The sequence below is a fragment of the Streptomyces sp. CA-288835 genome (assembly GCF_050936385.1).
Taxonomy (GTDB): domain Bacteria; phylum Actinomycetota; class Actinomycetes; order Streptomycetales; family Streptomycetaceae; genus Streptomyces.
Genome location: NZ_JBNJMW010000001.1, coordinates 2551544 through 2574858 on the forward strand (window position 1 = coordinate 2551544; position 23315 = coordinate 2574858).

Annotated in this window: 21 protein-coding genes; 11 read left to right on the top strand and 10 right to left on the bottom strand. The window is 70.0% G+C overall.

Annotated features, from left to right (window positions below; genetic code table 11):
* Window positions 1-39 precede the first annotated feature (39 nt).
* The 6 genes from ACQEVY_RS11525 to ACQEVY_RS11550 form a co-directional block, all read right to left on the bottom strand.
* Complete coding sequence (locus tag ACQEVY_RS11525; protein ID WP_432947483.1) at window positions 40-2580, bottom strand: YfhO family protein; 2541 nt, start codon at window positions 2578-2580, stop codon at window positions 40-42.
* Window positions 2577-2939 (bottom strand): GtrA family protein, encoded by a 363-nt coding sequence (locus ACQEVY_RS11530; RefSeq protein ID WP_432947485.1) that lies wholly within the window; start codon window positions 2937-2939, stop codon window positions 2577-2579. The genes ACQEVY_RS11525 and ACQEVY_RS11530 overlap by 4 nt, the downstream gene beginning before the upstream one ends.
* On the bottom strand, window positions 2936-3892 hold the full coding sequence (locus ACQEVY_RS11535; RefSeq protein ID WP_432947487.1) for a glycosyltransferase family 2 protein: 957 nt from the start codon (window positions 3890-3892) through the stop codon (window positions 2936-2938). The genes ACQEVY_RS11530 and ACQEVY_RS11535 overlap by 4 nt, the downstream gene beginning before the upstream one ends.
* 79 nt (window positions 3893-3971) lie before the next feature.
* Window positions 3972-4466 (bottom strand): DUF6299 family protein, encoded by a 495-nt coding sequence (locus ACQEVY_RS11540; protein ID WP_432947489.1) that lies wholly within the window; start codon window positions 4464-4466, stop codon window positions 3972-3974.
* Window positions 4467-4716: 250 nt separating this feature from the next.
* On the bottom strand, window positions 4717-5115 hold the full coding sequence (locus ACQEVY_RS11545; protein ID WP_432947491.1) for a RidA family protein: 399 nt from the start codon (window positions 5113-5115) through the stop codon (window positions 4717-4719).
* Window positions 5112-6290 carry an acyl-CoA dehydrogenase family protein gene (locus ACQEVY_RS11550; protein WP_432947493.1) on the bottom strand — a complete coding sequence of 393 codons (1179 nt, stop codon included), beginning with the start codon at window positions 6288-6290 and terminating at the stop codon, window positions 5112-5114. The genes ACQEVY_RS11545 and ACQEVY_RS11550 overlap by 4 nt, the downstream gene beginning before the upstream one ends.
* Window positions 6291-6446: 156 nt before the next feature.
* Here ACQEVY_RS11550 and ACQEVY_RS11555 point away from each other — a divergent pair, with 156 nt between their 5' ends.
* The 8 genes from ACQEVY_RS11555 (at window position 6447) to ACQEVY_RS11590 (ending at window position 14450) form a co-directional block, all read left to right on the top strand.
* A complete protein-coding gene (locus tag ACQEVY_RS11555) occupies window positions 6447-8165 on the top strand; it encodes an AMP-binding protein (RefSeq protein ID WP_432947495.1) in 1719 nt (572 codons plus the stop codon).
* A gap of 15 nt (window positions 8166-8180) precedes the next feature.
* A complete protein-coding gene (locus ACQEVY_RS11560) occupies window positions 8181-9014 on the top strand; it encodes a PaaX family transcriptional regulator (protein WP_432947497.1) in 834 nt (277 codons plus the stop codon).
* A 104-nt stretch (window positions 9015-9118) separates the two neighbouring features.
* Window positions 9119-10018 (top strand): sulfotransferase family protein, encoded by a 900-nt coding sequence (locus ACQEVY_RS11565; RefSeq protein ID WP_432947499.1) that lies wholly within the window; start codon window positions 9119-9121, stop codon window positions 10016-10018.
* Window positions 10015-10467, top strand: coding sequence for a hypothetical protein (locus ACQEVY_RS11570; RefSeq protein ID WP_432947501.1), 453 nt, complete (start codon window positions 10015-10017; stop codon window positions 10465-10467). Before ACQEVY_RS11565 ends, ACQEVY_RS11570 begins: the two co-directional genes overlap by 4 nt.
* Window positions 10464-11729 (top strand): glycosyltransferase family 4 protein, encoded by a 1266-nt coding sequence (locus ACQEVY_RS11575; protein ID WP_432947503.1) that lies wholly within the window; start codon window positions 10464-10466, stop codon window positions 11727-11729. The genes ACQEVY_RS11570 and ACQEVY_RS11575 overlap by 4 nt, the downstream gene beginning before the upstream one ends.
* Window positions 11726-12277, top strand: a complete 552-nt coding sequence (gene cysC / locus ACQEVY_RS11580) for an adenylyl-sulfate kinase (RefSeq protein ID WP_432947505.1) — start codon at window positions 11726-11728, stop codon at window positions 12275-12277. The genes ACQEVY_RS11575 and cysC overlap by 4 nt, the downstream gene beginning before the upstream one ends.
* Window positions 12274-13194, top strand: a complete 921-nt coding sequence (cysD, locus tag ACQEVY_RS11585; protein ID WP_432947507.1) for a sulfate adenylyltransferase subunit CysD — start codon at window positions 12274-12276, stop codon at window positions 13192-13194. Before cysC ends, cysD begins: the two co-directional genes overlap by 4 nt.
* A 2-nt stretch (window positions 13195-13196) precedes the next feature.
* Window positions 13197-14450 (top strand): sulfate adenylyltransferase subunit 1, encoded by a 1254-nt coding sequence (locus ACQEVY_RS11590; RefSeq protein ID WP_432947509.1) that lies wholly within the window; start codon window positions 13197-13199, stop codon window positions 14448-14450.
* A 328-nt stretch (window positions 14451-14778) separates the two neighbouring features.
* On the opposite strand, the gene ACQEVY_RS11595 is transcribed toward ACQEVY_RS11590, so the two are convergent.
* Together ACQEVY_RS11595 and ACQEVY_RS11600 are read right to left on the bottom strand one after the other, a co-directional pair.
* Window positions 14779-17076: a bifunctional salicylyl-CoA 5-hydroxylase/oxidoreductase gene (locus ACQEVY_RS11595; RefSeq protein ID WP_432955175.1), complete on the bottom strand. Its 2298-nt coding sequence runs from the start codon at window positions 17074-17076 to the stop codon at window positions 14779-14781.
* The gene (locus ACQEVY_RS11600; protein ID WP_432947511.1) at window positions 17073-17900 is read right to left on the bottom strand and encodes an enoyl-CoA hydratase family protein; all 828 of its coding nucleotides are present in this window, start codon (window positions 17898-17900) and stop codon (window positions 17073-17075) included. Before ACQEVY_RS11600 ends, ACQEVY_RS11595 begins: the two co-directional genes overlap by 4 nt.
* Window positions 17901-18296: 396 nt before the next feature.
* Here ACQEVY_RS11600 and ACQEVY_RS11605 point away from each other — a divergent pair, with 396 nt between their 5' ends.
* Entirely contained in the window at window positions 18297-18749 is a 453-nt protein-coding gene (locus ACQEVY_RS11605; RefSeq protein WP_328768090.1) for an ATP-binding protein, read from the top strand.
* Window positions 18750-18760: 11 nt separating this feature from the next.
* On the opposite strand, the gene argF is transcribed toward ACQEVY_RS11605, so the two are convergent.
* The gene (argF, locus tag ACQEVY_RS11610; RefSeq protein WP_432947514.1) at window positions 18761-19768 is read right to left on the bottom strand and encodes an ornithine carbamoyltransferase; all 1008 of its coding nucleotides are present in this window, start codon (window positions 19766-19768) and stop codon (window positions 18761-18763) included.
* Window positions 19769-20017: 249 nt separating this feature from the next.
* The gene (locus ACQEVY_RS11615; protein WP_432947516.1) at window positions 20018-21241 is read right to left on the bottom strand and encodes an arginine deiminase; all 1224 of its coding nucleotides are present in this window, start codon (window positions 21239-21241) and stop codon (window positions 20018-20020) included.
* Window positions 21242-21361: 120 nt separating this feature from the next.
* Between ACQEVY_RS11615 and ACQEVY_RS11620 the strand changes: the two genes are divergently transcribed.
* On the top strand, window positions 21362-22399 hold the full coding sequence (locus ACQEVY_RS11620; protein WP_432955177.1) for an SPFH domain-containing protein: 1038 nt from the start codon (window positions 21362-21364) through the stop codon (window positions 22397-22399).
* A complete protein-coding gene (locus tag ACQEVY_RS11625; protein ID WP_432947518.1) occupies window positions 22396-23295 on the top strand; it encodes a hypothetical protein in 900 nt (299 codons plus the stop codon). Before ACQEVY_RS11620 ends, ACQEVY_RS11625 begins: the two co-directional genes overlap by 4 nt.
* Window positions 23296-23315: the final 20 nt, after the last annotated feature.

Genomic DNA, 23315 nt, shown 5'->3' on the forward strand with positions numbered 1-23315 from the left:
GAGTGACGACGCAACTCTGCGCCACCCTCGACCAGAACCTCACCCGAGAGGAGTGGCAGCGCTTCCTTCCCGGACTGCCTTACCGCCGGACCTGCTGAGATCGGGCGCACGCCCCGTCCTTCGGCGAAGTAGTGCGGTCAGCCCCACCAGCACCACCACCGCTCCCGCGCTCGCCGCCGACGCCACGCGCAGGCCGGGTGGGCGGAAGAAGCAACGGAGTTGGTGCTCGGAGGCAGCGTTCTTCGGCAGTGGGACCGCGATCAGGCCCAGTCGGCTCTGCGGGGCACGCATCGGGCCGTCGTCGACCGCGCAGCGCCAGCCCGGCACGCGCGCGGTGGCGATGACGGCCATGCCCGCAGAGCCTGCCGGGAGTGTGGCCCGCACGCTGTGACCGCCCGCCGCGACGTGCGTGGCGCCCCGGGCGCGCAGGTCCGTGATCGCCTGCCGGAGTGCGGCCGGATCCAGGCAGGCTAGAGGCGAGCGCGGCAGTTCGGTGTCCCGGAACACCGTGGAGATCGTGACCGTGACGCGGCCGTCCGCCGGGACAGTGCCGAGCGGCTTGGTGGCCACCGCCTTCTCTGGGCGCTCACCCCACAGGCGTACGGATCTGCCGCCGGGCCCCGCGAGCATCGCGTCGGTCCAGGAGCCGTCGACGTACAGGCGGCTGCCGGGGCGGCAGCGGGCGGTGATCCGGTACGGGGCTCCCGCGGCGGTCAGCCTGTACGGGCCTGTCGCGCGCCGCGATGCCGGGCCGTGCGCACCGGCGAAGGAGATCCGCGGCTGCTCGTACACCTGATGTCCCAGCGCCGCTTGCTGGTAAGCGAACGCCGAGGAACCGGGCGGGAGTTGGGGTGCCCGGCGTGGGTGGACGGTCACCAGCGGAGGCGCGGGAACGCGTTCGACGCGTACCGGTCCCGGACCGTCCGTGTGCCGGATGCGGGCGCCGACGGAGAAGACCGCGTCGGCGACCGGGTTGTCCTGGGGGATCAGATGGCGGCCGTACATGGTCCAGGAGTAGCCGAGGCGCCGCAGCAGGCGGGCGGTCTGCTTCGGCACGTAGCTGCTGTAGTAGGCGGGGCCCTCGCTGCCCAGGAGCTGGGGGTCGTTGTTGACGATCTCGGGCGGGCCGGTGTCGGTGCGGTGAGCGGGCCAGTCGGCGACCCTCGTGACGGCCTCGCGTACCGCGTCGTGCCGGGCGCCCCAGGTGGGCTTGGGGGTATAGAAGGCCAGCTTGTGGCGCTGTTGGTCGACGGCGACACCGCTGGCCGCGGACTCGGCGAGTACGAGCACAGCGAGCGCGGCGGCGACCAGCCGACCACCTCGCCTCCGAACGAGCAGCAACAGGAGCCCGAGCGTGAGCCCGCCCGAGCCGAGAACCACGAACCAGGTCAGATGACTCACACCGTTCTCGTTGCGCACGGACGCGGCGGCGAGAACGCAGACGGCCGCACCCGCGGCGAGCAGCGGCCCGAACCGTGGCCGGTGGGCGAGGCACAGCCACGCGACCGAGACCAGCAGGCCGGAGAGCACGAACGTCGCACGGTACGGACTGCCGTTGGGCAGCGAGAGCCCGTACCAGAGCCTGACCGTGGGCAGCGAGCAGAAGGAGGCGACGACGGCGAGCAGCGCCACGCACCACGCCACCCGCGTACGCACGGGGATGTGCCGGCAGAGCGGGAAGGCGAGCACCAGCAGCAGTGCGAGCATGCCCACGAAGAACCGGGGCAGGCTGCCGAACCCCCGCTGGGTGGGCAGCAGTTGGAGCAGATACTCCAACGCGGGCGGACGGCTGTAAGGCAGCGCGGGAATCGGCTGGGCCCCCGCGGCGGCCAGATACGCGGGCCAGATCACGGGCGCGGCGAGCAACGTACCGAGCGCGAAGGTGAGGGCCGTACGGCCGAGGAACCGCAGAAGCCCCGTCCGGCTCCACTCGCGCGTGGCCAGCAGCACGGCACCGACCACGACGGTCCCCACGGCGGCCATCAACCCTGTGTAGAAGTTCCCCGCCCAGGCCACACCCACCATCGGCGCGGCCCACAGCCAGCCGCGCTCGCGCGTGCAGCGGTCGAGTGCGAGCAGCATCAGCGGGAACGCCGTCAGGCCCCACAGCCACATCGGGTCGAACGCGCCGTCGTTGAGCGTCCAGCCCGAGAGTCCGTACGCGACGCCGAGCAGGCCCGACTGCCACCAGGGGCCGGGCTGCAGCCGCCGCAGCCACAGCGTCATGACGGCCGCGCCGAGCCCGATGCTCAGGCACTCACCCACGTACACGCCCAGGTCGACCTGGCGGCGCGGGAAGGCCGCGACCAGCAGCGAGAAGGGGTTGCCGAGGAAGCTGACGAAGTCCGCCCAGTACGGCACTCCGAAGGCGCTGTTCCAGTTGAAGAAGAGGTCGCCGGACGCGGTGCCGTGCAGCAGGTCCCACAGGTGGGCGTGGAAGGGCACGAACTGGTTGCCGAGGTCGTTGACGGCGCGAGAGCGGTCCCCGAAGGGATACGTTCCGCGCACCGCGCCCGAGAGGACGAAGGCGGCCATGGCGATCGCCGCGGCAAGGCCGGGTCCGGCGAGGCGGGTCTTCATGCCGGCACCAGGATGCGGCGGGCGATCAGGAAGGTGACGGGGATCGCGCCGACGGCGGCGATCAGCGGGGCGATCCGCGCGTCCATGCCGAGGCCGGAGACCAGCGCGTACACCCCGACCGTGGTCAGCAGGAGGTTCGCGGCGTTCGTGAGCGGGAACAGCACGAACTTCTGCCAGCTCGGGTTGGTGCGGTAGGTGAAGCGGACGTTCATGAAGAAGGAGCCGATCATGCTCAGCAGGGTCGCCAGGACATGCCCGGCCAGATACGGCGTCCACAGGCACAGCAGCCGGTAAAGGGCGTAGTACGTCCCGGTGTTGACGGCCCCGACCAGCGCGAACCGCAGGAGCTGCCCCTTCACGAGGAGCGGGTCCGCAGAGCGGGCGAACGGCCGACGTCCGCGGGCTGGCGCTCGCTCACCAGGTAGTGCGGGCGCTGCTTGCACTCGTAGTAGACCCGGCCGATGTACTCGCCGATCAGACCGAGCAGCACCATCTGCATACCGCCGAAGCCGGTGATCGCGACGAGCAGGGTGACATACCCGGGTGCCGTGACACCGCCGATGAGCACGGCGCCGACCGTCCATGCGGCGTAGGTCAGGGCCAGTCCGGAGAGCAGGAGCCCGAGGTGGAGGGCCAGTCGCAGGGGGCGGCTGTTGAAAGAGACCAGGCCGTCCACCGCGTAGTTGAGGAGCTTGGGGTAGCTCCACTTGCTGTCGCCTCCGGCGCGCGGAGTGTCCTGGTAGTCGAAGAAGACGGTGCTGAAGCCGATCCAGGAGAACAGGCCCTTGGAGAAGCGGTTGCGCTCGCCCAGTTCCACGAGCGCGTCCACGGCGCGGCGCGAGAGGAGGCGGAAGTCACCGGCGCCGTCGACGAGTTCGACGTCCGCCCAGTGGTTGAGGAGCCGGTAGTAGCCACGGCTCAGCAGGGTCCGCAGCCGGCCGTCGTGGTTGCGCGAGCGGCGGGCTACGACCTGGTCGAAGCCTTCGCGCCGCAGGTCGAGCATCTTGCCGAGCAGGGCGGGCGGGTGCTGGAGGTCGGCGTCCATGAGGGCGATGTGGTCCCCGGTGGCCTCGCGCAGGCCGGCGAGCAGTCCGGCCTCCTTGCCGAAGTTCCGTGACAGGGACAGGTAGCGGACGCGAGGGTCACGGAAGGCGAAGGCGCGCAGCAGGGAGAGCGTGCCGTCGGTGGACCCGTCGTCGACGAACACCACCTCGTACGGCTCCCCGAGTTCGTCGAGCCGCGCGTGGAGTTCGTCGTTGAACGCCTCAAGTACCTGCTCCTCGTTGAAGCAGGGCACCACGACTGACAACATCCCGCGCTCCTTGCTTCTGGCCCGGAGACATAGGGCGTCTCCGGGCCGGATGTTCCGTGGACGAGGTCTGTGCGGGGTGTCAGGTCCGGACGAGCGTGATCTCCTGCTCTTCGGTCGCGTGGAGCCGCGGCTGGGGCAGGTTGAGGATGCCGCCGCTGCCACGCAATTCCATCAACGTGGCCTCGACATAGGCCGGTCCGGGCTGGAGACGGTCCAGGGGCGTCCGCCCGGTGTTCGTCCAGGCGTGCAGCTCTCCGTCGCAGACCGCGCGGGTGCCGCCGATGCCGTACCGCACATAGCTGGTCTCCCGCGGCGCCAGCGACGAGCCCACGTACACCGGGCCGGAGGCGTCGGTGCAGCGGTAGGTGCCGGAGAGGGTGACGGTGCCGTCCGCCGCGATCCGGCCGGTCTCGTCGACGGTCACCACCTCGGCGGTGGCCGTGGTGGTGCTGCTGGCGGTGGGGGGCTCGGTGGGCTCGGGGCCGGCCGGCTCACCGAGAGCGGTGGCGACCGGGGCGGCGAGCATCAGCAGCGCCGCACCGGCGGCCACGCCGACCATCTTGCGTAGGAACATCGGAATACCTCCTAGGCTGGGATTCCCAGAGGTACCCGGCACTCGTCGCGATGGCCGTGACCGTCACTCCTTCGGTGGCGAGTCCATGTCGCCCGTTCCGGCGACGGTCCGCTCCGCTGGGTTGCGCGGTTTCAGGCTGCGGGTCCGTTGTGGCTGGTCGCGCAGTTCCCCGCGCCCCTTAAAGGAAGGCCTGCGGCCTCCTTTAAGGGGCGCAGTGCCAGATCCGACCTCGGCGCGTAGCCCCGGGCATCTACGGCAGGACCGCGACCCCGTCCAGTTCCACCAGCGCCTGGGTGTCCCAGAGGCGTACGACTCCGAGGACCGCCATCGCCGGATAGTCGGAGCCTGCCAACTTGCGCCAGATGCGGCCCAGTTCGGGGGCGTGCTTGCGGTACTCGGCCACGTCCGTGGTGTAGACGGTGACGCGGGCCAGGTCGGTGGGGGTGCCTCCGGCTGCGCGCAGGGCCGTGAGGAGGTTCGTCAGGGCGTGCTCGAACTGGTCGGGGAGTGTGGTGCCGACGACCTTGCCCTCGGTGTCCAGGGCGGTCTGGCCGGCGAGGTAGACGACGCGGGAGCCGGTGGCGGTGACGGCGTGGGAGAAGCCGGTGGGTGGGGAGAGTTCGGGTGGGTTGATGCGCTCGGTGGTCATGCGCTGTCCTCCTCCGCCTGCGGGTCCCTGGTGGCCAGCTCCCTGTACAACTCCTTTGCGATGACCGTCCGTTGGACCTCGCTCGCCCCCTCGTAGATCCGTGGGGCGCGTACCTCGCGGTAGAGGTGTTCCAGGAGGTGGCCGCGGCGCAGGGCGCGGGCGCCGTGCAGTTGGACGGCCGCGTCGACCACGTACTGGGCGGTCTCGGTGGCGAGGAGCTTCGCCATCGCGGCGCGTTTCGGGACATCGGGGGCGCCTGCGTCGTACGCCGCTGCCGCCGCGTAGACCATCAGGCGAGCCGCCTCCGTCCGCTGGGCCATCTCGGCCACTTGATGAGCGATCGCCTGGAGATCGCTCAGCTTGCCGCCGAACGCTTCGCGTCCCGCGGTGTGGGTGAGGGTGGCGTCCAGCGCGGCCTGGGCCATGCCGACCGCGAAGGCGCCGACGCTCGGGCGGAACAGGTTGAGGGTGTTCATCGCGACGCGGAAGCCGCGGTCGGGTTCGCCGAGGATGTCGCCCGCGTTCACCGGTACGGCGTCGAAGGCGAGGCTGCCGATGGGATGCGGGGAGAGCATGTCGAGGGGGGTGCCGGTGAGGCCGGGGCGGTCGGCGGGGACGAGGAAGGCGGTCACTCCGCGGGCGCCGGCGTCGGGTGTGGTGCGGGCGAAGACGGTGTAGAAGTCGGCTTCGGGTGCGTTGGAGATCCAGCACTTCTCGCCGGTGAGGCGCCACTGGTGCGCGCCGTCGGGTTCGGCCTGCGGCGACGTGTCCGGTTCCGCCCGCAGCGCCAGCGCCGCGGCGTCCGAGCCCGCGCCCGGCTCGCTCAGGGCGAAGGCCGCCACCGCCGTGCCCTCGGCGACGCGGGGCAGCCAGCGGTCGCGCTGGGCCGGGGTTCCGTACGCGTGGACCGGGTGGGCGCCCAGGCCCTGGAGAGCCAGGGCCGTCTCCGCTTCCGTGCAGGCGTAGGCGAGGGACTCGCGCATCAGGCACAGGTCGAGCGCGCCGGAGGTGAACAGGCGCTTCAGGAGGCCGAGTTGGGCCAGTTCCGCGAGGAGGGGGCGATTGACGTGGCCCGGCTCGCCCTTCTCGGCCAGAGGACGCAGACAGTCGGCGGCGACGGCCCATAGCTTCGCGCACCAGGCGGATTGTTCCGGATCGAGCGAGAATGCGGTCATTACGCGGGTCCCTTCTCCCCCAGGGCCTGCCCGGTGGGTCATCCCGGACGGGCCCCAGTCGGGCCATACCGCAAGGCTATCGCGGGCCGTTGACTGTCGTCACCAACACGATACGCTCGATGCGCGAGCCCACCACGACACAGGGGGCGAACCGCCATGGAACACACGGACTCCAGGGACGCCATCGACACCGGGCGGCCGACGACCTCGGCCCACGTCGACACCTTCGCCCGCGACCATCTCCCACCCCCCGGCCAGTGGCCCGAGCTCCGCTTCGACCTCCCAGGGCTTCATTACCCCGAACGGCTGAACTGTGCCGCCGAGCTCCTCGACCAGGCCGCGCCGGACCGCACGATCTTCCGTACGCCGTCCGGCGACTCATGGACGTACGGCGATCTGCGCACCCGAGTCGACCGGATCGCGCACGTACTGACCTCCGAGCTCGGCGTGGTGCCCGGCAACCGCGTCCTGCTGCGCGGGCCCACCACGCCCTGGCTGGCCGCGTGCTGGCTGGCCGTCCTGAAGGCGGGCGCGGTCGCCGTCACCGTGCTCGCCCAGCAGCGCCCCCACGAGCTGGCCACCATGTGCGAGATCGCGCGGGTCGGGCACGCGCTGTGCGACATCCGGTCCGTGGACGACCTCGCGAAGGCGGAGATCCCCGGGCTGCGGATCACGACGTACGGCGGGGACGCCCCCGACGACCTCCTGCACCGAATACGGCGCCGGGTGAGCCCCGGAACCCCCGACGAGCCGTACCCCGCCGTGGACACCGCCGCCGACGACGTCGCCCTCATCGCGTTCACGTCCGGCACCACGGGCCGCCCCAAGGGCTGTATGCACTTCCACCGTGACGTCCTGGCGATAGCGGACACCTTCTCCGAGCACGTGCTGCGGCCGCACGCCGACGACGTCTTCGCCGGCAGTCCCCCGCTCGGCTTCACCTTCGGGCTCGGCGGACTGGTCGTCTTCCCGATGCGCGCGGGCGCCAGCGCGCTGCTGCTCGAACAGGCGGGCCCCAAGCAGCTGTTGCCCGCGATCGCCGAGCACCGCGTGTCCGTGCTGTTCACCGCGCCGACCGCGTACCGCGCGATGCTGCAGGAGCTGGACTCGTACGACATCTCCTCGCTCAGGCGCTGTGTGTCCGCGGGCGAGAACCTGCCCGCCGCAACCTGGCAGTCCTGGCACGAGCGCACCGGACTGCGCCTCATCAACGGCATAGGCGCCACCGAGCTGCTTCACATCTTCATCTCCGCGGCCGACGACGACATCCGTCCGGGGACCACGGGCGTTCCCGTACCGGGGTGGCACGCGCGCGTGCAGGACGAGAACGGCGAGCCCGTGCCCGACGGGGAGCCCGGACTGCTGGCCGTGCGCGGTCCGGTCGGCTGCCGCTATCTCGCCGACCCACGGCAGTCGGAGTACGTACGCGACGGCTGGAACATCACCGGCGACACATATGTCCGGGAGACCGACGGCTACTTCCGCTATGTCGCGCGCGCGGACGACATGATCATTTCCGCCGGGTACAACATCGCGGGCCCGGAGGTCGAGGACGCGCTGCTGCGTCACCCGGACGTGGTGGAGACAGCGGTCGTCGGGCTGCCCGACGAGAGCCGCGGCCAGGCCGTGGTGGCGTACGCGGTGCTGCGGGCCGGAGCGCGCCGGGACCCCGAGGCGCTGCGTGCCTTCGTCAAGGCCGAGTTGGCGCCGTACAAATGCCCGCGCCGGATCGTCTTCATGGACGCGCTGCCGCGGACGGCGACGGGGAAGCTGCAGCGCTACCGATTGCGTACGGGCGTCAACCCGGGCCACACGGAACACAGTTCCGGGGGCACGGAAAGCGATCTCCAGTCCACGCATGGTGACCAGGCATGATGCCGACCACCTAGAATGATCAACGTGTCCGAGCAGCACACTCCCCGGTCCCTCATCGTCACCTTCTATGGCGCGTACGGGCGCTTCGTGCCCGGTCCCGTACCGGTCGCCGAGCTGATCCGGCTGCTGGCCGCGGCCGGCGTGGACGCGCCCTCCGTACGGTCGTCCGTGTCCCGGCTCAAACGCCGCGGGCTGCTTCTGTCGGCGCGTACGGCGACGGGTGCGGCCGGGTACGAACTGTCGCCGGACGCACGGCAGTTGCTCGACGACGGCGATCGGCGGGTCTACGCGGCGGCGCCCCCCGAGGACGACGACTGGGTGCTAGCGGTGTTCTCCGTGCCGGAGTCCGAGCGGCAGAAGCGGCATGTGCTGCGCTCCCGCCTCGCGGGCCTCGGCTTCGGAACGGCCGCTCCCGGGGTGTGGCTCGCGCCGGCCCGCCTCTACGAAGAGACCCGTCATACGTTGGAACGGCTACGTCTCGACGCGTATGTGGAGCTGTTCCGCGGCCGGCACCTGGGCTTCGCGGCGACGGCCGAAGCGGTCGCGCGCTGGTGGGACCTGGCGTCGATCGCCAAGCAGCACGAGGAGTTTCTGGACCGCCACGCGCGCGTGCTGCACGACTGGGAGGCACGGCCGGACACTCCGCCCCAGGAGGCATACCGGGACTATCTGCTCGCCCTCGACTCCTGGCGCCATCTCCCGTACGCCGATCCCGGGCTGCCGCCCGCGCTGCTGCCGGCGGACTGGCCGGGGGCCCGCTCGGCGGCCGTCTTCCGGGCGCTGCACGAGCGGTTGCGGGACGCCGGCGCCGCCTTTGCGGGAGTACCGGCTGGGCTGTCCGAAATCTGAACCAAACGTGCAGCAACATGAGTTGCGTCACATTAACCTCAGCTCGGGCAACGCTCAGCGCTCTCCTAGCCTCTTCTCATATTTCTTACCTAGGTTTGCGACGCATGAGTCTGATGCGCAATCTCAACCGGGCGCTCACCGCCACCACCGGCCTCCAGGTGCACAGGGCGCCCACCGCCCCCGCCGCACCGAAGCAGCCGAAGGCCGCACCGGCGAAATCCGCCAAGCGGCCCACGCCGGTGTACCGACGCCCCACGGCCGAGGACCTGGAGACGGACCGACTGCTGCGGAAGCCGGTCTTCATCATGTCGCCCGTGCGCTCCGGCTCGACTCTCCTACGCATGCTCCTGAACGCGCACTCACGACTGCACTCCCCGCACGAGACGCACATCCGCCGGCTCGAGGTCGACTACGGCAGCAAGCTGTCGCAGCGCGCCATGAGCGCCCTCGACCTGGAGCTCGGTGACCTGGAGCATCTGCTGTGGGACCGGGTGCTGCACCGTGAACTGGTCAAATCGGGCAAGGACTTCCTGGTCGAGAAGACGCCGAGCAACGCCTTCGTCTACCAGCGCATCCAGGACTGCTGGCCCGACGCTCGCTTCGTCTTCCTGCTCCGCCACCCGGTGTCCATCGCCAAGTCCTGGCACGAGGGCGACCCCGAGAAGCGCACCTACGACGAGGCGGCGGCCGACGCGCTGCGCTATATGAAGGCCGTGGAGAAGGCCCGTAAGGGCATCACCGGCGGCCACACCGTGCGCTACGAGGACATCACCGCCGATCCCGAGAAGGAGATGCGGAGCCTGTGCGGGTTCCTCGATGTGGACTTCGAGCCGTCGATGCTCGAGTACGGCAAGAAGGACGACTCGCAGGTGGTCAAGGGGCTCGGCGACTGGCGCGACAAGATCAAGTCCGGTCAGGTGCAGGCCGGACGTGCGCTGCCGAAGGACGACGAGATCCCGGAGCTGCTGCGCCCCATGTGTACGTCCTGGGGTTATCTGTCATGAGGCCGCACGCCGAGGTGGACGAGGTCTGGCCGCGTGACGGCCGGATACGCCTCGTGGGCCGCATTCACGGCCGGGCCGTCGACAGCGCCGACGGCTGGCGGCTGCTGCTCGTGCTGCGCGGGACCGACCATCGGCTGCGCTACGACGCACGTGTGAAGGGCGACCGCTTCGAGAGCGAGCTGCCCATAGCCGACCTCGCCGACCGCTCCGAACTCGCCGACCGTGACGCGGAAGCCGGCGGGGACGTTGAGGAGTGGGACCTCCATCTCACCGATGGCGAGGCGGAGTTGCGGGTCGGGCGGCAGCTCGACGACATCCGCGGCAAGAAGAAGATCATGGTGTTCCCCGAGCAGCGGGTGAGCGGCCTGAGTGTCCGTCCGTACTACACGGTCAAGGACAACCTGTCGCTGGAATGCCGTCCGGAATCCCTTGCGGGAGAGGCGATATGAACGTCCGGAATCAGGCGCCCCGACTTACGGCGCACGAGGCCCCAAAGCGTCCGAAGGTCCGCTATCTGCTCTTGCACGCATACGGCCGCGGCGGCACCATCCGCACGGTGATGAACCAGGCCAACTCCCTTGTGCGAGCGGGCTGGGACGTCGAGCTGGTGAGTGCGCTGCGCCGCCGCGAGGACATCCAGTTCCCGCTCGACCCCCGGGTGACGGTCTCCACGGTCGTCGACCTGCGGGAGGGCGCGTACACCCCGCCGCCCGGGGTCGCGGGCCGCTGGCAGGACTGGCGCCGGAGCAGGCTGCTCGAGCGGCCCGGGAAGCACATCCCCACGGGCGAGTTCGGCTACCGGTACTTCAACCGGTACGTCGAGGAGCAGCTCATCGCCTACCTGTCCACGCTGCACGACGGCGTCCTGGTGACCACCCGGCCCGCGCTCAACTTCCTGGCCGCGCGGCACGCGACGGGCGGCGTGGTCCGTATCGCCCAGGAGCACATGAACCACGGCACGCACAAGCGTGATGTGCAACAGCGCATCCGGGAGACCTATCCGAGCTTCGACGCGGTCGCCGTCCTGACGGAGCGGGACCGCCAGGAGTACGAGCAACTGCTGCCCGGCACCAGGGTCGTACGCATCCCCAATGCCGTGCACTCGCTCGACCAGGTCCCCTCCGACCATCACGCGAAGATCGCCGTGGCGGCCGGGCGGCTCTTCCCGCAGAAGGGCTTCGACATGCTCATCGAGGCCTGGTCGAAGCTCGTCGAGACGTACCCCGACTGGCAGTTGAGGATCTACGGCAGCGGTGAGAAGAAGGCCGAGCTGAGGGCCCTCATCGAGGAGCACCACCTCTACAACCATGTGTTCCTGATGGGCCACACGGACCGGCTGGACGACGAACTCGCCAAGGCCTCGTTCTACGTGCTCAGTTCACGCTTCGAGGGTCTGCCCATGGTGATGATCGAGGCGATGAGCCACGCACTGCCCGTGGTGAGCTTCGACTGCCCGACCGGGCCCTCCGATGTGCTCACGCACGGAGTGGACGGGCTGCTGGTTCCGCCGGAGGACCCGGACGCGCTCGCCCAGGCCATGGCCAAGTTGATGGCCGACGAGTCGCTGCGTTCGGAGATGGGCGTCGCGGCCGTGATGACGGCCGCCTCGTACGGCCCGGACGCCGTACACCCGCGCTGGGAAGCCCTGTTCACCGAACTACACGAACAACGGCTCGGCACCGCCGACGCCCCGAAAGGACTGCGCGTATGACCCACACGGCAAAGGCTCAGGGAGCCACGATCTGGCTCACCGGGCTGCCGAGCGCGGGCAAGACCACGATCGCCCGCATTCTCGCCGGCCGGCTGCGCTCCGAGAACCACCGCGTGGAGGTGCTCGACGGCGACGAGATCCGCCGCTTCCTCTCCGCGGGCCTCGGCTTCTCCCGCGAGGACCGCAACACGAACGTGCAGCGCATCGGCCTGGTCGCCGAAGTCCTCGCCCGCAACGGCGTGCTGGCGGTGGTGCCGGTCATCGCGCCGTACGCCGACAGCCGCGAGGCGGTGCGCAAACGGCACGAGGCGAGCGGGACGCCGTATATCGAGGTGCATGTCGCCACTCCGGTCGAGGTGTGCGCCGAGCGCGACGTCAAGGGCCTGTACGCCCGTCAGGCCGCGGGTCAGCTGACCGGCCTCACCGGCGTCGACGACCCGTACGAGCCGCCGCTGGACCCGGCCATCGCGCTGAAGACCCAGGGGGAAACGCCCGAGGAGTCCGCGAACGCCGTATACGCGGTGCTGGCCGAGAGGGGGCTCGTGTGACGTCCGTGAGCCCCGAGCGGGCGTACACGCTGTCCCATCTGGACGCCCTGGAGTCGGAGGGTGTGCACATCTTCCGTGAGGTGGCGGGCGAGTTCGAGCGGCCGGTGATCCTGTTCTCCGGCGGCAAGGACTCGATTGTCATGCTGCATCTGGCGCTGAAGGCGTTCGCTCCGGCGGCGATTCCCTTCTCGCTGCTGCATGTGGACACCGGGCACAACTTCCCCGAGGTCATCGAGTACCGGGACCGGGTGGTGGCCGAGCACGGGCTGCGGCTGCATGTGGCCTCCGTGCAGGAGTACATCGACGCGGGCAAGCTGCGGGAGCGGCCGGACGGGACGCGCAATCCGCTGCAGACAGTGCCGCTGACGGAGAAGATCCAGAGCGAGCGGTTCGACGCGGTGTTCGGCGGAGGGCGCCGGGACGAGGAGAAGGCCCGGGCCAAGGAGCGGGTGTTCTCGCTGCGGGACGAATTCTCGCAGTGGGACCCGCGACGGCAGCGGCCCGAGCTGTGGAACCTGTACAACGGCCGTCACGCGCCCGGCGAGCACGTACGGGTCTTCCCGCTCAGCAACTGGACCGAACTGGACGTCTGGCAGTACATCGCGCGAGAAGCGATCGCCCTGCCGTCCATCTACTTCGCGCACCACCGTGAGGTCTTCCAGCGGAACGGCATGTGGCTAACCGCCGGTGACTGGGGCGGGCCCCGCGAGGACGAGAAGGTCGAGAAGCGGCAGGTCCGTTACCGCACGGTGGGCGACATGTCCTGTACGGGTGCGGTGGATTCGGACGCGGTGACCCTGAAGGACGTCATCGCGGAGATCGCCGCCTCCCGACTCACCGAGCGAGGCGCGACGCGCGCGGACGACAAGCTGTCCGAGGCCGCGATGGAAGACCGTAAGCGCGAGGGGTACTTCTAGCCGTGACCAGCACCATCGATCCTTTGGCCGGCCTCACCGATCCGGTGGCCGCGGCCGCCATCGACACGCTGCGGTTCGCGACCGCGGGGTCCGTCGACGACGGCAAGTCCACGCTCGTCGGCCGGCTGCTGCACGACTCCAAGTCCGTTCTCGCGGACCAGTTGGAGGCGGTGGAGCGCTTCTCCCAGAGCCGGGGGCAGCAGGCGCCCGACCTCGCCCTCCTCACGGACGGCCTGCGCGCCGAGCGCGAACAGGGCATCACCATCGACGTGGCGTACCGCTACTTCGCCACGCCCCGCCGACGGTTCATCCTCGCCGACACGCCCGGCCATGTGCAGTACACCCGCAACATGGTGACGGGTGCCTCCACCGCCGAGCTGACGGTCATCCTGGTCGACGCCCGCAACGGCGTCGTCGAGCAGACCCGCCGGCACGCCGCGATCGCGGCTCTTCTCCGGGTGCCGCACGTGGTGCTGGCGGTCAACAAGATGGATCTCGTCGGCTACGAGGAGAAGGAGTTCGACCGGATCGTCGCTGACTTCGCTGGTCACGCCGACGAGTTGGTCCTGCCTGGCTTCACTCCGATCCCGGTGTCGGCCCTGGTCGGCGACAACGTGGTGGACCGTTCGAGGCAGATGGGCTGGTACGCGGGCCCGGCACTCCTGGAGCACCTGGAAACGGTCCCGGTCGGCGGCGACGTGACGCGCGAACCGGCCCGGTTCCCCGTCCAGTACGTGATCCGCCACGACGAAGTCCGCTACTACGCAGGCCAGTTGGCGTCCGGCGCGCTGCGTGTCGGCGACCGCGTGACGGTACATCCCTCCGGCGAGACGTCCACGATCACGGGCCTGGACGTACTCGGCGAGGACGCGCCCGTCGCGTACGCCCCGCAGTCACTGACGGTGCGCCTGGCCGACCAACTCGACGTGTCACGCGGCGACATGCTCACCGCCGGGTCGGACGCACCCGCGCTGAGGCAGGATGTCTCGGCGAACGTCTGCCATCTCGCCGACCGGCCGTTGCGGGTGGGCGACCGTGTGCTGGTCCGGCATACGACACGGACGGTGAAGGCGATCGTCAAGGACCTGGGCGGGGCGGCTGAGTTGGCCGCGAACGACTTGGGTCAGGTCAAGTTGCGCACGGCGGAGCCACTGGCGTTGGACGACTATGCGGTTTCGCGTAGGACGGGGGCGTTTCTGCTGATGGACCCGGAGGATGGGGCGACGCTGACGGCGGGGATGGTGGAGCTCCAGTAGGACACCGTCCTGGCCCACGTGCCGGGGGCGCCCCTTTAGACGCGACGCTGACGGCAGGTGTGGTCGAGCTCAACAGCAGATAGGGCGCCCTGCTAACCCACGTGCGGTGGAGCGCCCCTTTCAGGGGCGCGGGGAACTGCGCGACAAGCCACAACGAACCCGCACTCGCCAACGAAGAGAAACCCCCCACCCCGTGGGGCGCATTTTGGGGGCGCGGGGCTGTATCAATTTGCGGCTCCGCCGCGTGGGCGCGACCAGCCCCACTCAACCTGCACTCGCCAACGAAGTCGAACCCTCCGCCCGGAGGGCTCACGTTGGGGAGTTACCCTCAACTCCCCAACGTGAGCCGCTGCTTAGGCGCATCCGTACGCCCCGTCTGCGGGCGTCGGCTGCCCGCCCTGTACGGGGCAGGCCAGCTGACGCCGGGCCCCGTATAGCCCTGCTCCGCCGCCGCGTGCAACGTCCAGTGCGGGTCGTACAAGTGAGGGCGGGCCAGCGCGCAAAGGTCCGTACGCCCCGCCAGAATCAGAGAGTTGACGTCATCCCATGACGAGATGGCACCCACCGCGATCACGGGAATCCCCGTCTCGTTACGGATCCGGTCGGCGTACGGCGTCTGATAGGAGCGCCCGTACTCCGGCTGCTCCTCCGCCACCACCTGGCCGGTAGAGACGTCGATCGCATCGGCGCCATGCGCGGCGAAGGCCCGCGCGATGGCGACGGCATCATCCGCCGTGGTGCCGCCGTCAGCCCAGTCGGTGGCCGAGATACGCACGGTCATCGGGCGCTCCGCGGGCCACACGGCGCGCACCGCATCGAAGACCTCCAGCGGGAAGCGCAAACGGTTCTCCAGAGTCCCGCCGTAGGCATCCGTACGCCGATTGGTCAGCGGCGAGAGGAAACCGGACAACAAGTAGCCGTGCGCGCAGTGGAGTTCGAGCAGATCGAACCCGCAGCGAGCGGCCCGCCGCACGGCGGACGCGAACTGCTCGCGTACATCGGCCAATTGAGCGCGAGTCAGCTCGCGCGGGACCTGGTTCTCCGGCTTATAGCGGAGCGGAGACGCCGCCACAAGCGGCCAGTTGCCCTCGTCCAGCGGCTCGTCGATGCCCTCCCACATCACCTTGGTGGAGCCCTTACGGCCCGAGTGGCCGAGCTGTACGCCGATCGCCGCCCCCGGCGCCTGCGCGTGCACGAAGTCGACGACCCGCCGCCAGGATTCGGCCTGCTGCCCGGTGTAGAGACCGGCGCACCCCGGCGTGATCCGCCCCTCCGGGCTCACGCACACCATCTCCGTCATCACCAGCCCGGCGCCGCCGAGCGCCCGCGCGCCCAGGTGGACGAGGTGGAAGTCGCCGGGTACGCCGTCCACGGCCGAGTACATGTCCATCGGCGAGACCACGACCCGGTTGCGCAGGGTCAGTCCGCGCAGCTGGAACGGCGTGAACATCGGCGGCGTACCGGCCGGGCAGCCGAACTCGCGCTCCACGCTCTCGGTGAAGCGAGCGTCGCGCAGCCGAAGATTGTCGTGCGTGACCCGGCGGCTACGGGTGAGCAAATTGAACGCGAACTGCCGCGCAGGCTGGTCGAGATAGAGCCCCAGGTTCTCGAACCACTCCAGACTGGCCCGCGCCGCCCGCTGCGTGGAGGCGACGACGGGCCGCCGTTCCTCCTCGTAGGCACTCAACGCGGCGCCCAGCGAAGGCTGTTCCTCCAGGCAGGCGGCCAGGGCCAGCGCATCCTCGACGGCGAGCTTCGTACCGGAGCCGATGGAGAAATGCGCGGTGTGCGCGGCGTCGCCGAGCAGGACCACGTTGCCGTGAGACCAGCGCTCGTTGACGACGGTACGGAACGCCGTCCACGCCGACTTGTTGGACCGCAGCGCCCGCCCGCCGAGCGCGTCCGCGAAGATCTTGGCGCACCGTTCGACGGACTCCTGCACCTCCGACTCCGCGAACCCGGCCGCCTCCCACACCTCCTCGCGCATCTCGACGATGACGGTCGAGGCGTCAGCCGCATACGGGTATCCGTGCAGCTGCATAACCCCGTGCTCGGTCTCCGCGATCTCGAAGCGGAACGCCTCGAACGGGAGGTCGGCCGCGAGCCAGATATAGCGGCAGCGGTGCGTGGTCACCCGCGGCCGGAAGACCTCCGCGTACGCCTCACGCGTGGCGCTGTGCACTCCGTCCGCCGCGACGACGAGGTCGTACGACTCCGAAAGCCGCGCCACGTCCGGCGCCGGCGTACGAAAGCGCAGCTCGACGCCGAGCGAACGGCACCGCTCATGCAGGATCTCCAGCAGCCTCCGCCGCCCGAGCGCCGCGAAACCGTGTCCTCCGGAGGTGTGGCGGATGTTCCGGTGGACGATATCGATGTCGTCCCAGCGCACGAACTCGTCCCGCAGCGCCTCGTACACAACGGGGTCGGCGTGCTCGATACCGCCGAGGGTCTCGTCGGAGAGGACGACACCGAAGCCGAAGGTGTCATTGGGAGCGTTCCGCTCCCAGACCACGATCTCGCGGGACGGGTCGAGGCGCTTCAGCAGAGCCGCCGCGTAGAGGCCGCCGGGGCCTCCGCCGACGACGGCGACCCGGAGGGGCCCTCTGGGTGGCGGAGCCACCGTCACCGCCCCCGCCACTTCGGGGGCCGCTTCTCGGTGAACGCCGCATGGAACTCGGCGTAGTCCTCGCCGTTCATCAGCAGGGCCTGGGTCGAGGCGTCCAGCTCCACCGACGCGGACAGGGGCATGTCCAGCTCGGCGGTCAGGAGGGCCTTCGTCTGGGCGTACGCGAGGGCCGGGCCCTCGGCGAGGCGGTGGGCCAGGGCCTGGGCGGCCTCGTTGGCGTGGCCCTCCTCCGTCAGCTCGCTGATGAGGCCGATCCGCTCGGCTTCCGGTGCGCGCACCGGCTCGCCCAGCATCAGCAGGCGGGTGGCGTGGCCGAGACCGACGACGCGCGGCAGCAGATAGGCGGCGCCCATGTCTCCGCCCGACAGGCCGACGCGGGTGAAGAGAAAGGCGAAGCGCGCGCTCGGGTCGGCCACCCGGAAGTCGGCGGCCAGGGCGAGGACCGCGCCCGCGCCGGCCGCGACACCGTGCACGGCCGCGATCACGGGGAACGGGCATTCGCGTACGGCCCTGACGACCTGCCCGGTCATGCGGTTGAAGTCGAGCAGCTGGGACGTGTTCATCGAGAGCGTGGCCCCGATAATCTCGTCGACGTCACCGCCGGAGCAGAAGCCGCGGCCCTCGCCGGCCAGCACCAGGGCCCGTACGGACTTCTCGCGGGACAGCTCGGCGAGCAGGTCGCGCAGATCGGCGTAGGCGCCGAAGGTGAGGGCGTTCAGCTTCTCGGGGCGGGCCAGGGTGACGGTGGCGACCCCGTCGACGTACTCGCAGCGCAGGTGCTGCCAGTCGGGCGTGCGGGTCGCGGAGCCGGTGAAGGGACTCATGAGGTGCGGCCTCCTCGGACGGGGGCGGCGATCAGCGCTGCTAGCACTACCCATGAATCTATCACTCATCTTTGACTGTCGTCAGGACTGCGCAATAAGCGCGGGCGGCCGGGGCAACCCAGGATGTCGGTATGCGCGCTTCCGCACGTGAACCGACATGAAGTTCGATACGTGAGTTTTGGTACGCCACAAGACGCAGCCTCGACACAACAGTCACGGAGTCACGGGTGCGCGACAGCGCAGTAACAGCGGGACTTCCCGCGCGAGCCGGGCCGTTGATCTGGGTACAGCCCGTACAGCCCGAAAGCAGACCGAACGTCCAGAAAGACACCCGCCGGGCGTTACCGCCGGCACCGCAGTACTATTCAGATAGTTGAAAGCAGGAATTCCTGCTCCATGAACGGACCCGCCTTGCACGAGCCCTCAGCCCCAGCCTCCTGGCGCGTCGCGCTGCCGCACTCCGCCGCGGCCGTGCCCGTCGCCCGCGCACTGGTCCGTACCGCACTGGCCGAGATCGAGCAGGCCGCCGACTGCGACACGGCCGAGCTGCTCACCGCCGAACTCGTGGCCAACGCCGTGGAGCACACCAAAGGCGACGCCCCCATAGAGCTGGTCGTACAGCTGTTGCCGACCGGCTGCCAGGTCGAGGTGCACGATCCCGACCCGGCCCCGCCCGGCAGTCTCACCCGCCCCGGCCCGGACCACCCGGACCCGTGGCAGGAGCACGGCCGCGGCCTGCTGCTGATCCGCGCCCTCAGCTCGTCTTGCGGGCACCGGCCCACGGAGTCCGGCAAGGCGGTCTGGTTCCGGCTGCCGGCGGTGCCGCAGCAGCGCGGACCCAGCGAGTAACGACGCAGAGCTCAGGCGAGCGTCGCCACCAGGACCGCCTTGATCGTGTGCAGCCGGTTCTCCGCCTCGTCGAAGACGACCGAGTGCGCCGACTCGAAGACCTCGTCGGTGACCTCGAGCGAGTCCAGGCCGTGCCGCTCGTGGATCTCGCGCCCGACCTTCGTACCCAGGTCGTGGAAGGCGGGCAGGCAGTGCAGGAACTTGACGTCCGCGTTGCCGGTGGCGCGCAGCACGTCCATCGTCACGGCGTACGGAACGAGGGCGGCGATCCGCTCGTCCCAGACCTCCTTGGGCTCACCCATGGACACCCAGACGTCGGTGGCGACGAAGTCGACGCCCGCAACGCCCTCGGCGACGGTCTCGGTGAAGGCGATACGGGCGCCGCTGGTCTCGGCGATCCTGTGGGCCTCGGCGATGACGTCCTTGGCGGGCCAGTAGGCCTGCGGGGCCACGATGCGGACGTCCATACCGAGGATCGCGCCGGTGATCAGGTAGGAGTTGCCCATGTTGAAGCGGGCGTCACCGAGATACGCGAAGGCGATCTCCGACAGGGGCTTGTCCGTGTGCTCGGTCATGGTCAGCACGTCGGCGAGCATCTGCGTCGGGTGCCAGGCGTCGGTGAGTCCGTTGTAGACGGGCACACCGGCGTACGCGGCCAGCTCCTCGACGTTCGCCTGACTGTCCCCGCGGTACTGGATCCCGTCGTACATCCGCCCGAGCACCCGCGCGGTGTCCTTCACGGACTCCTTGTGCCCTATCTGGGAGCCGGACGGATCGAGATATGTGGTCGACGCCCCCTGATCCGCGGCCGCCACCTCGAACGCGCACCGGGTGCGCGTCGAGGTCTTCTCGAAGATCAGCGCGATGTTCTTCCCCCGCAGGTACTGGCTCTCGGCCCCGGCCTTCTTGGCAGCCTTCAGCTCGGCGGCCAGCTCGATCAGACCGCGGAGCTCCTCCGCCGTGAAGTCCAGCTCCTTGAGGAAGTGGCGGCCGGCGAGGGCGGTCGGGGCTGTCGCCATGGGGGCGCTCCAGACATGCGGTTACAAGGACATCTGGAAGTCTATACGAGACTTCGCATTTCTATGCGAGTCTTGTTACTGCGCATTGGAGACTGCGGTCCGTCGCGGCTTGGCGCTCCCCCACTCTCGGCTGCTCCCCCAGTGCCTTAAGGGCCTGGGGGCCCCAGAGCGGGGGGACCCCCATCGCGGCGGAGCCGCAGATAGGACACAGCCCCGCGTCCCTGAAGGGCGCGACCCAGCCCCGTACGCCTACACCGCATCGCGCACCACCGGACAGCTCATACACCGCGGCCCGCCCCGCCCCCTCCCCAGCTCGCTCCCCGGGATCTCGATCACCTCAATACCTTGCTTGCGCAGGTGGGTATTGGTGGTCGAGTTCCGCTCATAAGCGACCACCACCCCCGGCTCGACCGCAAGGACGTTGCACCCGTCATCCCACTGCTCCCGCTCAGCCGCGTGCACATCCTGCGTCGCGGTCAGTACGCGAATCTCACTCAGCCCGAGCGCAGCGGCGATCGCGCGGTGCATGTGCTCCGGCGGATGGTCGGTGACCTTGAGTTCCTTGTCGCCCACACCCGGTTCGATGGTGTACGAGCGGAGCATGCCGAGTCCCGCGTACTGCGTGAAGATGTCGCCGTCGACCATCGTCATCACCGTGTCGAGGTGCATCAGGGCCCGTCTCTTGGGCATGTCGAGCGCCACGATCGTGGTCGCCGAACCGGCGGCGAACAGCTTGTGCGCGAGCATCTCCACGGCCTGCGGTGTCGTCCGCTCGCTCATGCCGATGAGCACGGCGCCGTTGCCGATCACCAGCACGTCGCCGCCCTCGATGGTGGAGGGGTAGTCCGCCTGGCCTTCCGACCAGATGTTGAAGGTCTCCTTCTCGAACAGCGGGTGATGCCGGTAGATCGCCTCGAAGTGCACGGTCTCGCGCTGGCGGGCGGGCCAGCGCATGGCGTTGATGGAGACCCCGTCGTATATCCAGGCGGAGGTGTCGCGGGTGAAGAGATGGTTGGGCAGCGGGCGGAGCAGGAAGTCGTCGAGTTCCATGACGTGGAAGCGCACGGACGTCGGCTCCGCGTGCGCGTCCAGGAACTCCCGCTTGGTCATGCCGCCGACCAGGGCCTCGGCCAGCTCGCCCGCCGGCATGGCGTCGAAGGCCTCCCGGATGTGGTCCGTGGCGAGCGGCCCGTACTCCTTCTCGTCGAAGACGCGGTCCAGTACGAGCTCCCGGGCGGCCGGGATCCCCAGCACATCGGTGAGCAGGTCGCCGAAGAGGTGGACGGTGACCCCGCGGTCACGCAGCACGTCCGCGAACCCGTCGTGCTCCGCTCGCGCCCGGCGCACCCACAGCACGTCGTCGAAGAGCAGGGCGTCCTTGTTACTGGGGGTGAGCCTTTTGAGCTCAAGATCAGGCCGGTGCAGGATGACGCGGCGGAGCCGCCCGGCCTCGGAGTCGACTTGGAATCCCATGCCTCCATCTTGACCACCGGGGGCCGCGTTCACCCCACCGCCCACCTTCTTCCTTTTTCGTCACCTTGACGACAAGCGTGATCCCTGGTTACCGTCTCCATGACGAAAAGAGGGGGCTTCATGGCCGACATCACCCGGCGCCTCGGCTGGCGCCATCTGCGCGGCGCGCCCACGGCGCACATCCGCCATCACCGCGGCGGAAAACTGCTGCACGACGGCCCCGGGCTCAGCTTCTGGTTCCGGGCGCTGACCGCCGCGCTCTCCGAAGTCCCGGTCGACGACCGGGAGTTGGCGATGACCTTCCATGCCCGTACGTCCGACTTCCAGGACGTGGCCGTCCAGGCGACCGTCACCTACCGGATCAGCGACCCGGCGATGGCCGCCGCGCGCCTGGACTTCTCCATCGACCCGGACACCGGCGCGTGGCGGGGCACACCGCTGGAGCAGCTGGGGACGCTCCTTACGGAGACGGCACAGCAGCACGCGCTGGACGTGCTGGCCCGCACGCCGCTGTCGGCGGCGCTGGTCGACGGAGTGACGGCGGTGAGGGAGCGGATCGCGGCGGGACTGGGCGGGGAGCCCCGGCTACCGGCGACCGGCATCGAGGTGGTCGCCGTACGCGTCATCGCGCTGCGCCCGGAACCGGAGGTGGAGCGGGCGCTGCGCACGCCGGCCCGCGAGCAGATCCAGCAGGAGGCGGACCGGGCGACCTACGAGCGGCGGGCGGTGGCCGTCGAGCGGGAGCGCGCGATCGCCGAGAACGAACTGGACAGCCAGATCGAACTCGCCCGCCGCGAGGAGCAGTTGGTGGACCAGCGAGGGACGAACGCACGGCGCGAAGCCGAGGAGCATGCGGCGGCCGACGCGGTCAGGGCCGAAGCGGAGGCGGCACGGACGGTGCGGCTCGCGGAGGCGGAGGCCACCCGGTCCGTACGGCTGGCCCGGGCCGAGGCCGAGGGAGCGCGCGAGGTCGGTGAGGCGCGGGCGCAGGCACAGGCGGCCTGGCTGCGGGTGCACGCGGAGGTGGACGTGACGACGCTGCACGCCCTCACCGGGACACGACTGGCGGAGAACCTGCCGCGGATCGACAGCGTGACGGTGTCGCCGGACGTGCTGACGGGCTTGCTCGCCAGGCTCGGTACGCAGGAGCAGGCGTGAGCCTCGCTCCCCGGGTCGTCCTCGTCCACCGCATCACGGAGTACGAGGAGTTGGTGGCCCGGCACGGCACGCACGGCCAGGCCGCGTTCTTCCTCTCCTCCCGTGGCCGGGACATCCAGGAGATCGCCGAACGCCACCGCCGGACGCGACAGGCGCTGACGGAGGTGACCTCGGCCATCCCCCTGACCTGGCGTCAGACCCGCGTGGAACGAGCCGACCTGGACCGCTTCCTGTTCGCCCCCGAGGACGTCGTGGTCGTGGTCGGACAGGACGGGCTGGTTGCGAACGTCGCCAAGTACCTCGCCGGGCAGCCGGTGGTCGGCATCGACACCGACCCCGGCCGCAATCCGGGCGTCCTGGTGCGCCATCGCCCCGAGGCCGCGGGCAAGTTGTTCGCGTCCACGCAATCCGGAAGGAGCGACTTCGACGAACTCACCATGGTCGAGGCCGTCGCCGACGACACACAGCGGCTCGTGGCGCTGAACGAGATCTACCTGGGTGCCGCCGGCCACCAGACGGCCCGATACCGCCTGGGCCTCGAGGACGACGGGGGTGTCGTCGAGGCCCAGGCCTCCTCCGGGGTGATCGTCGGCACCGGGACCGGGGCGACCGGATGGATCCGGTCCGTGTGGCAGGAGCGGGGCACGCGGCTGCGGTTGCCCGGCCCTACCGAGGAACGGCTGCTGTGGTTCGTGCGGGAGGCCTGGCCGTCCCCGGCCACCGGTACGTCACTGGTGGCCGGGGAACTCGCCGCCGCGACCCGTCTCCGCCTCACCGTCGAGTCCGAACGGCTGGTCGCCTTCGGGGACGGGATGGAGACGGACGCGGTCGAGCTGACCTGGGGGCAGACGGTCCGGCTGGGCGTGTGCCGGGAGCGGCTGCGACTGGTCTGCTGACCTGACCGTCACAGCCGCTG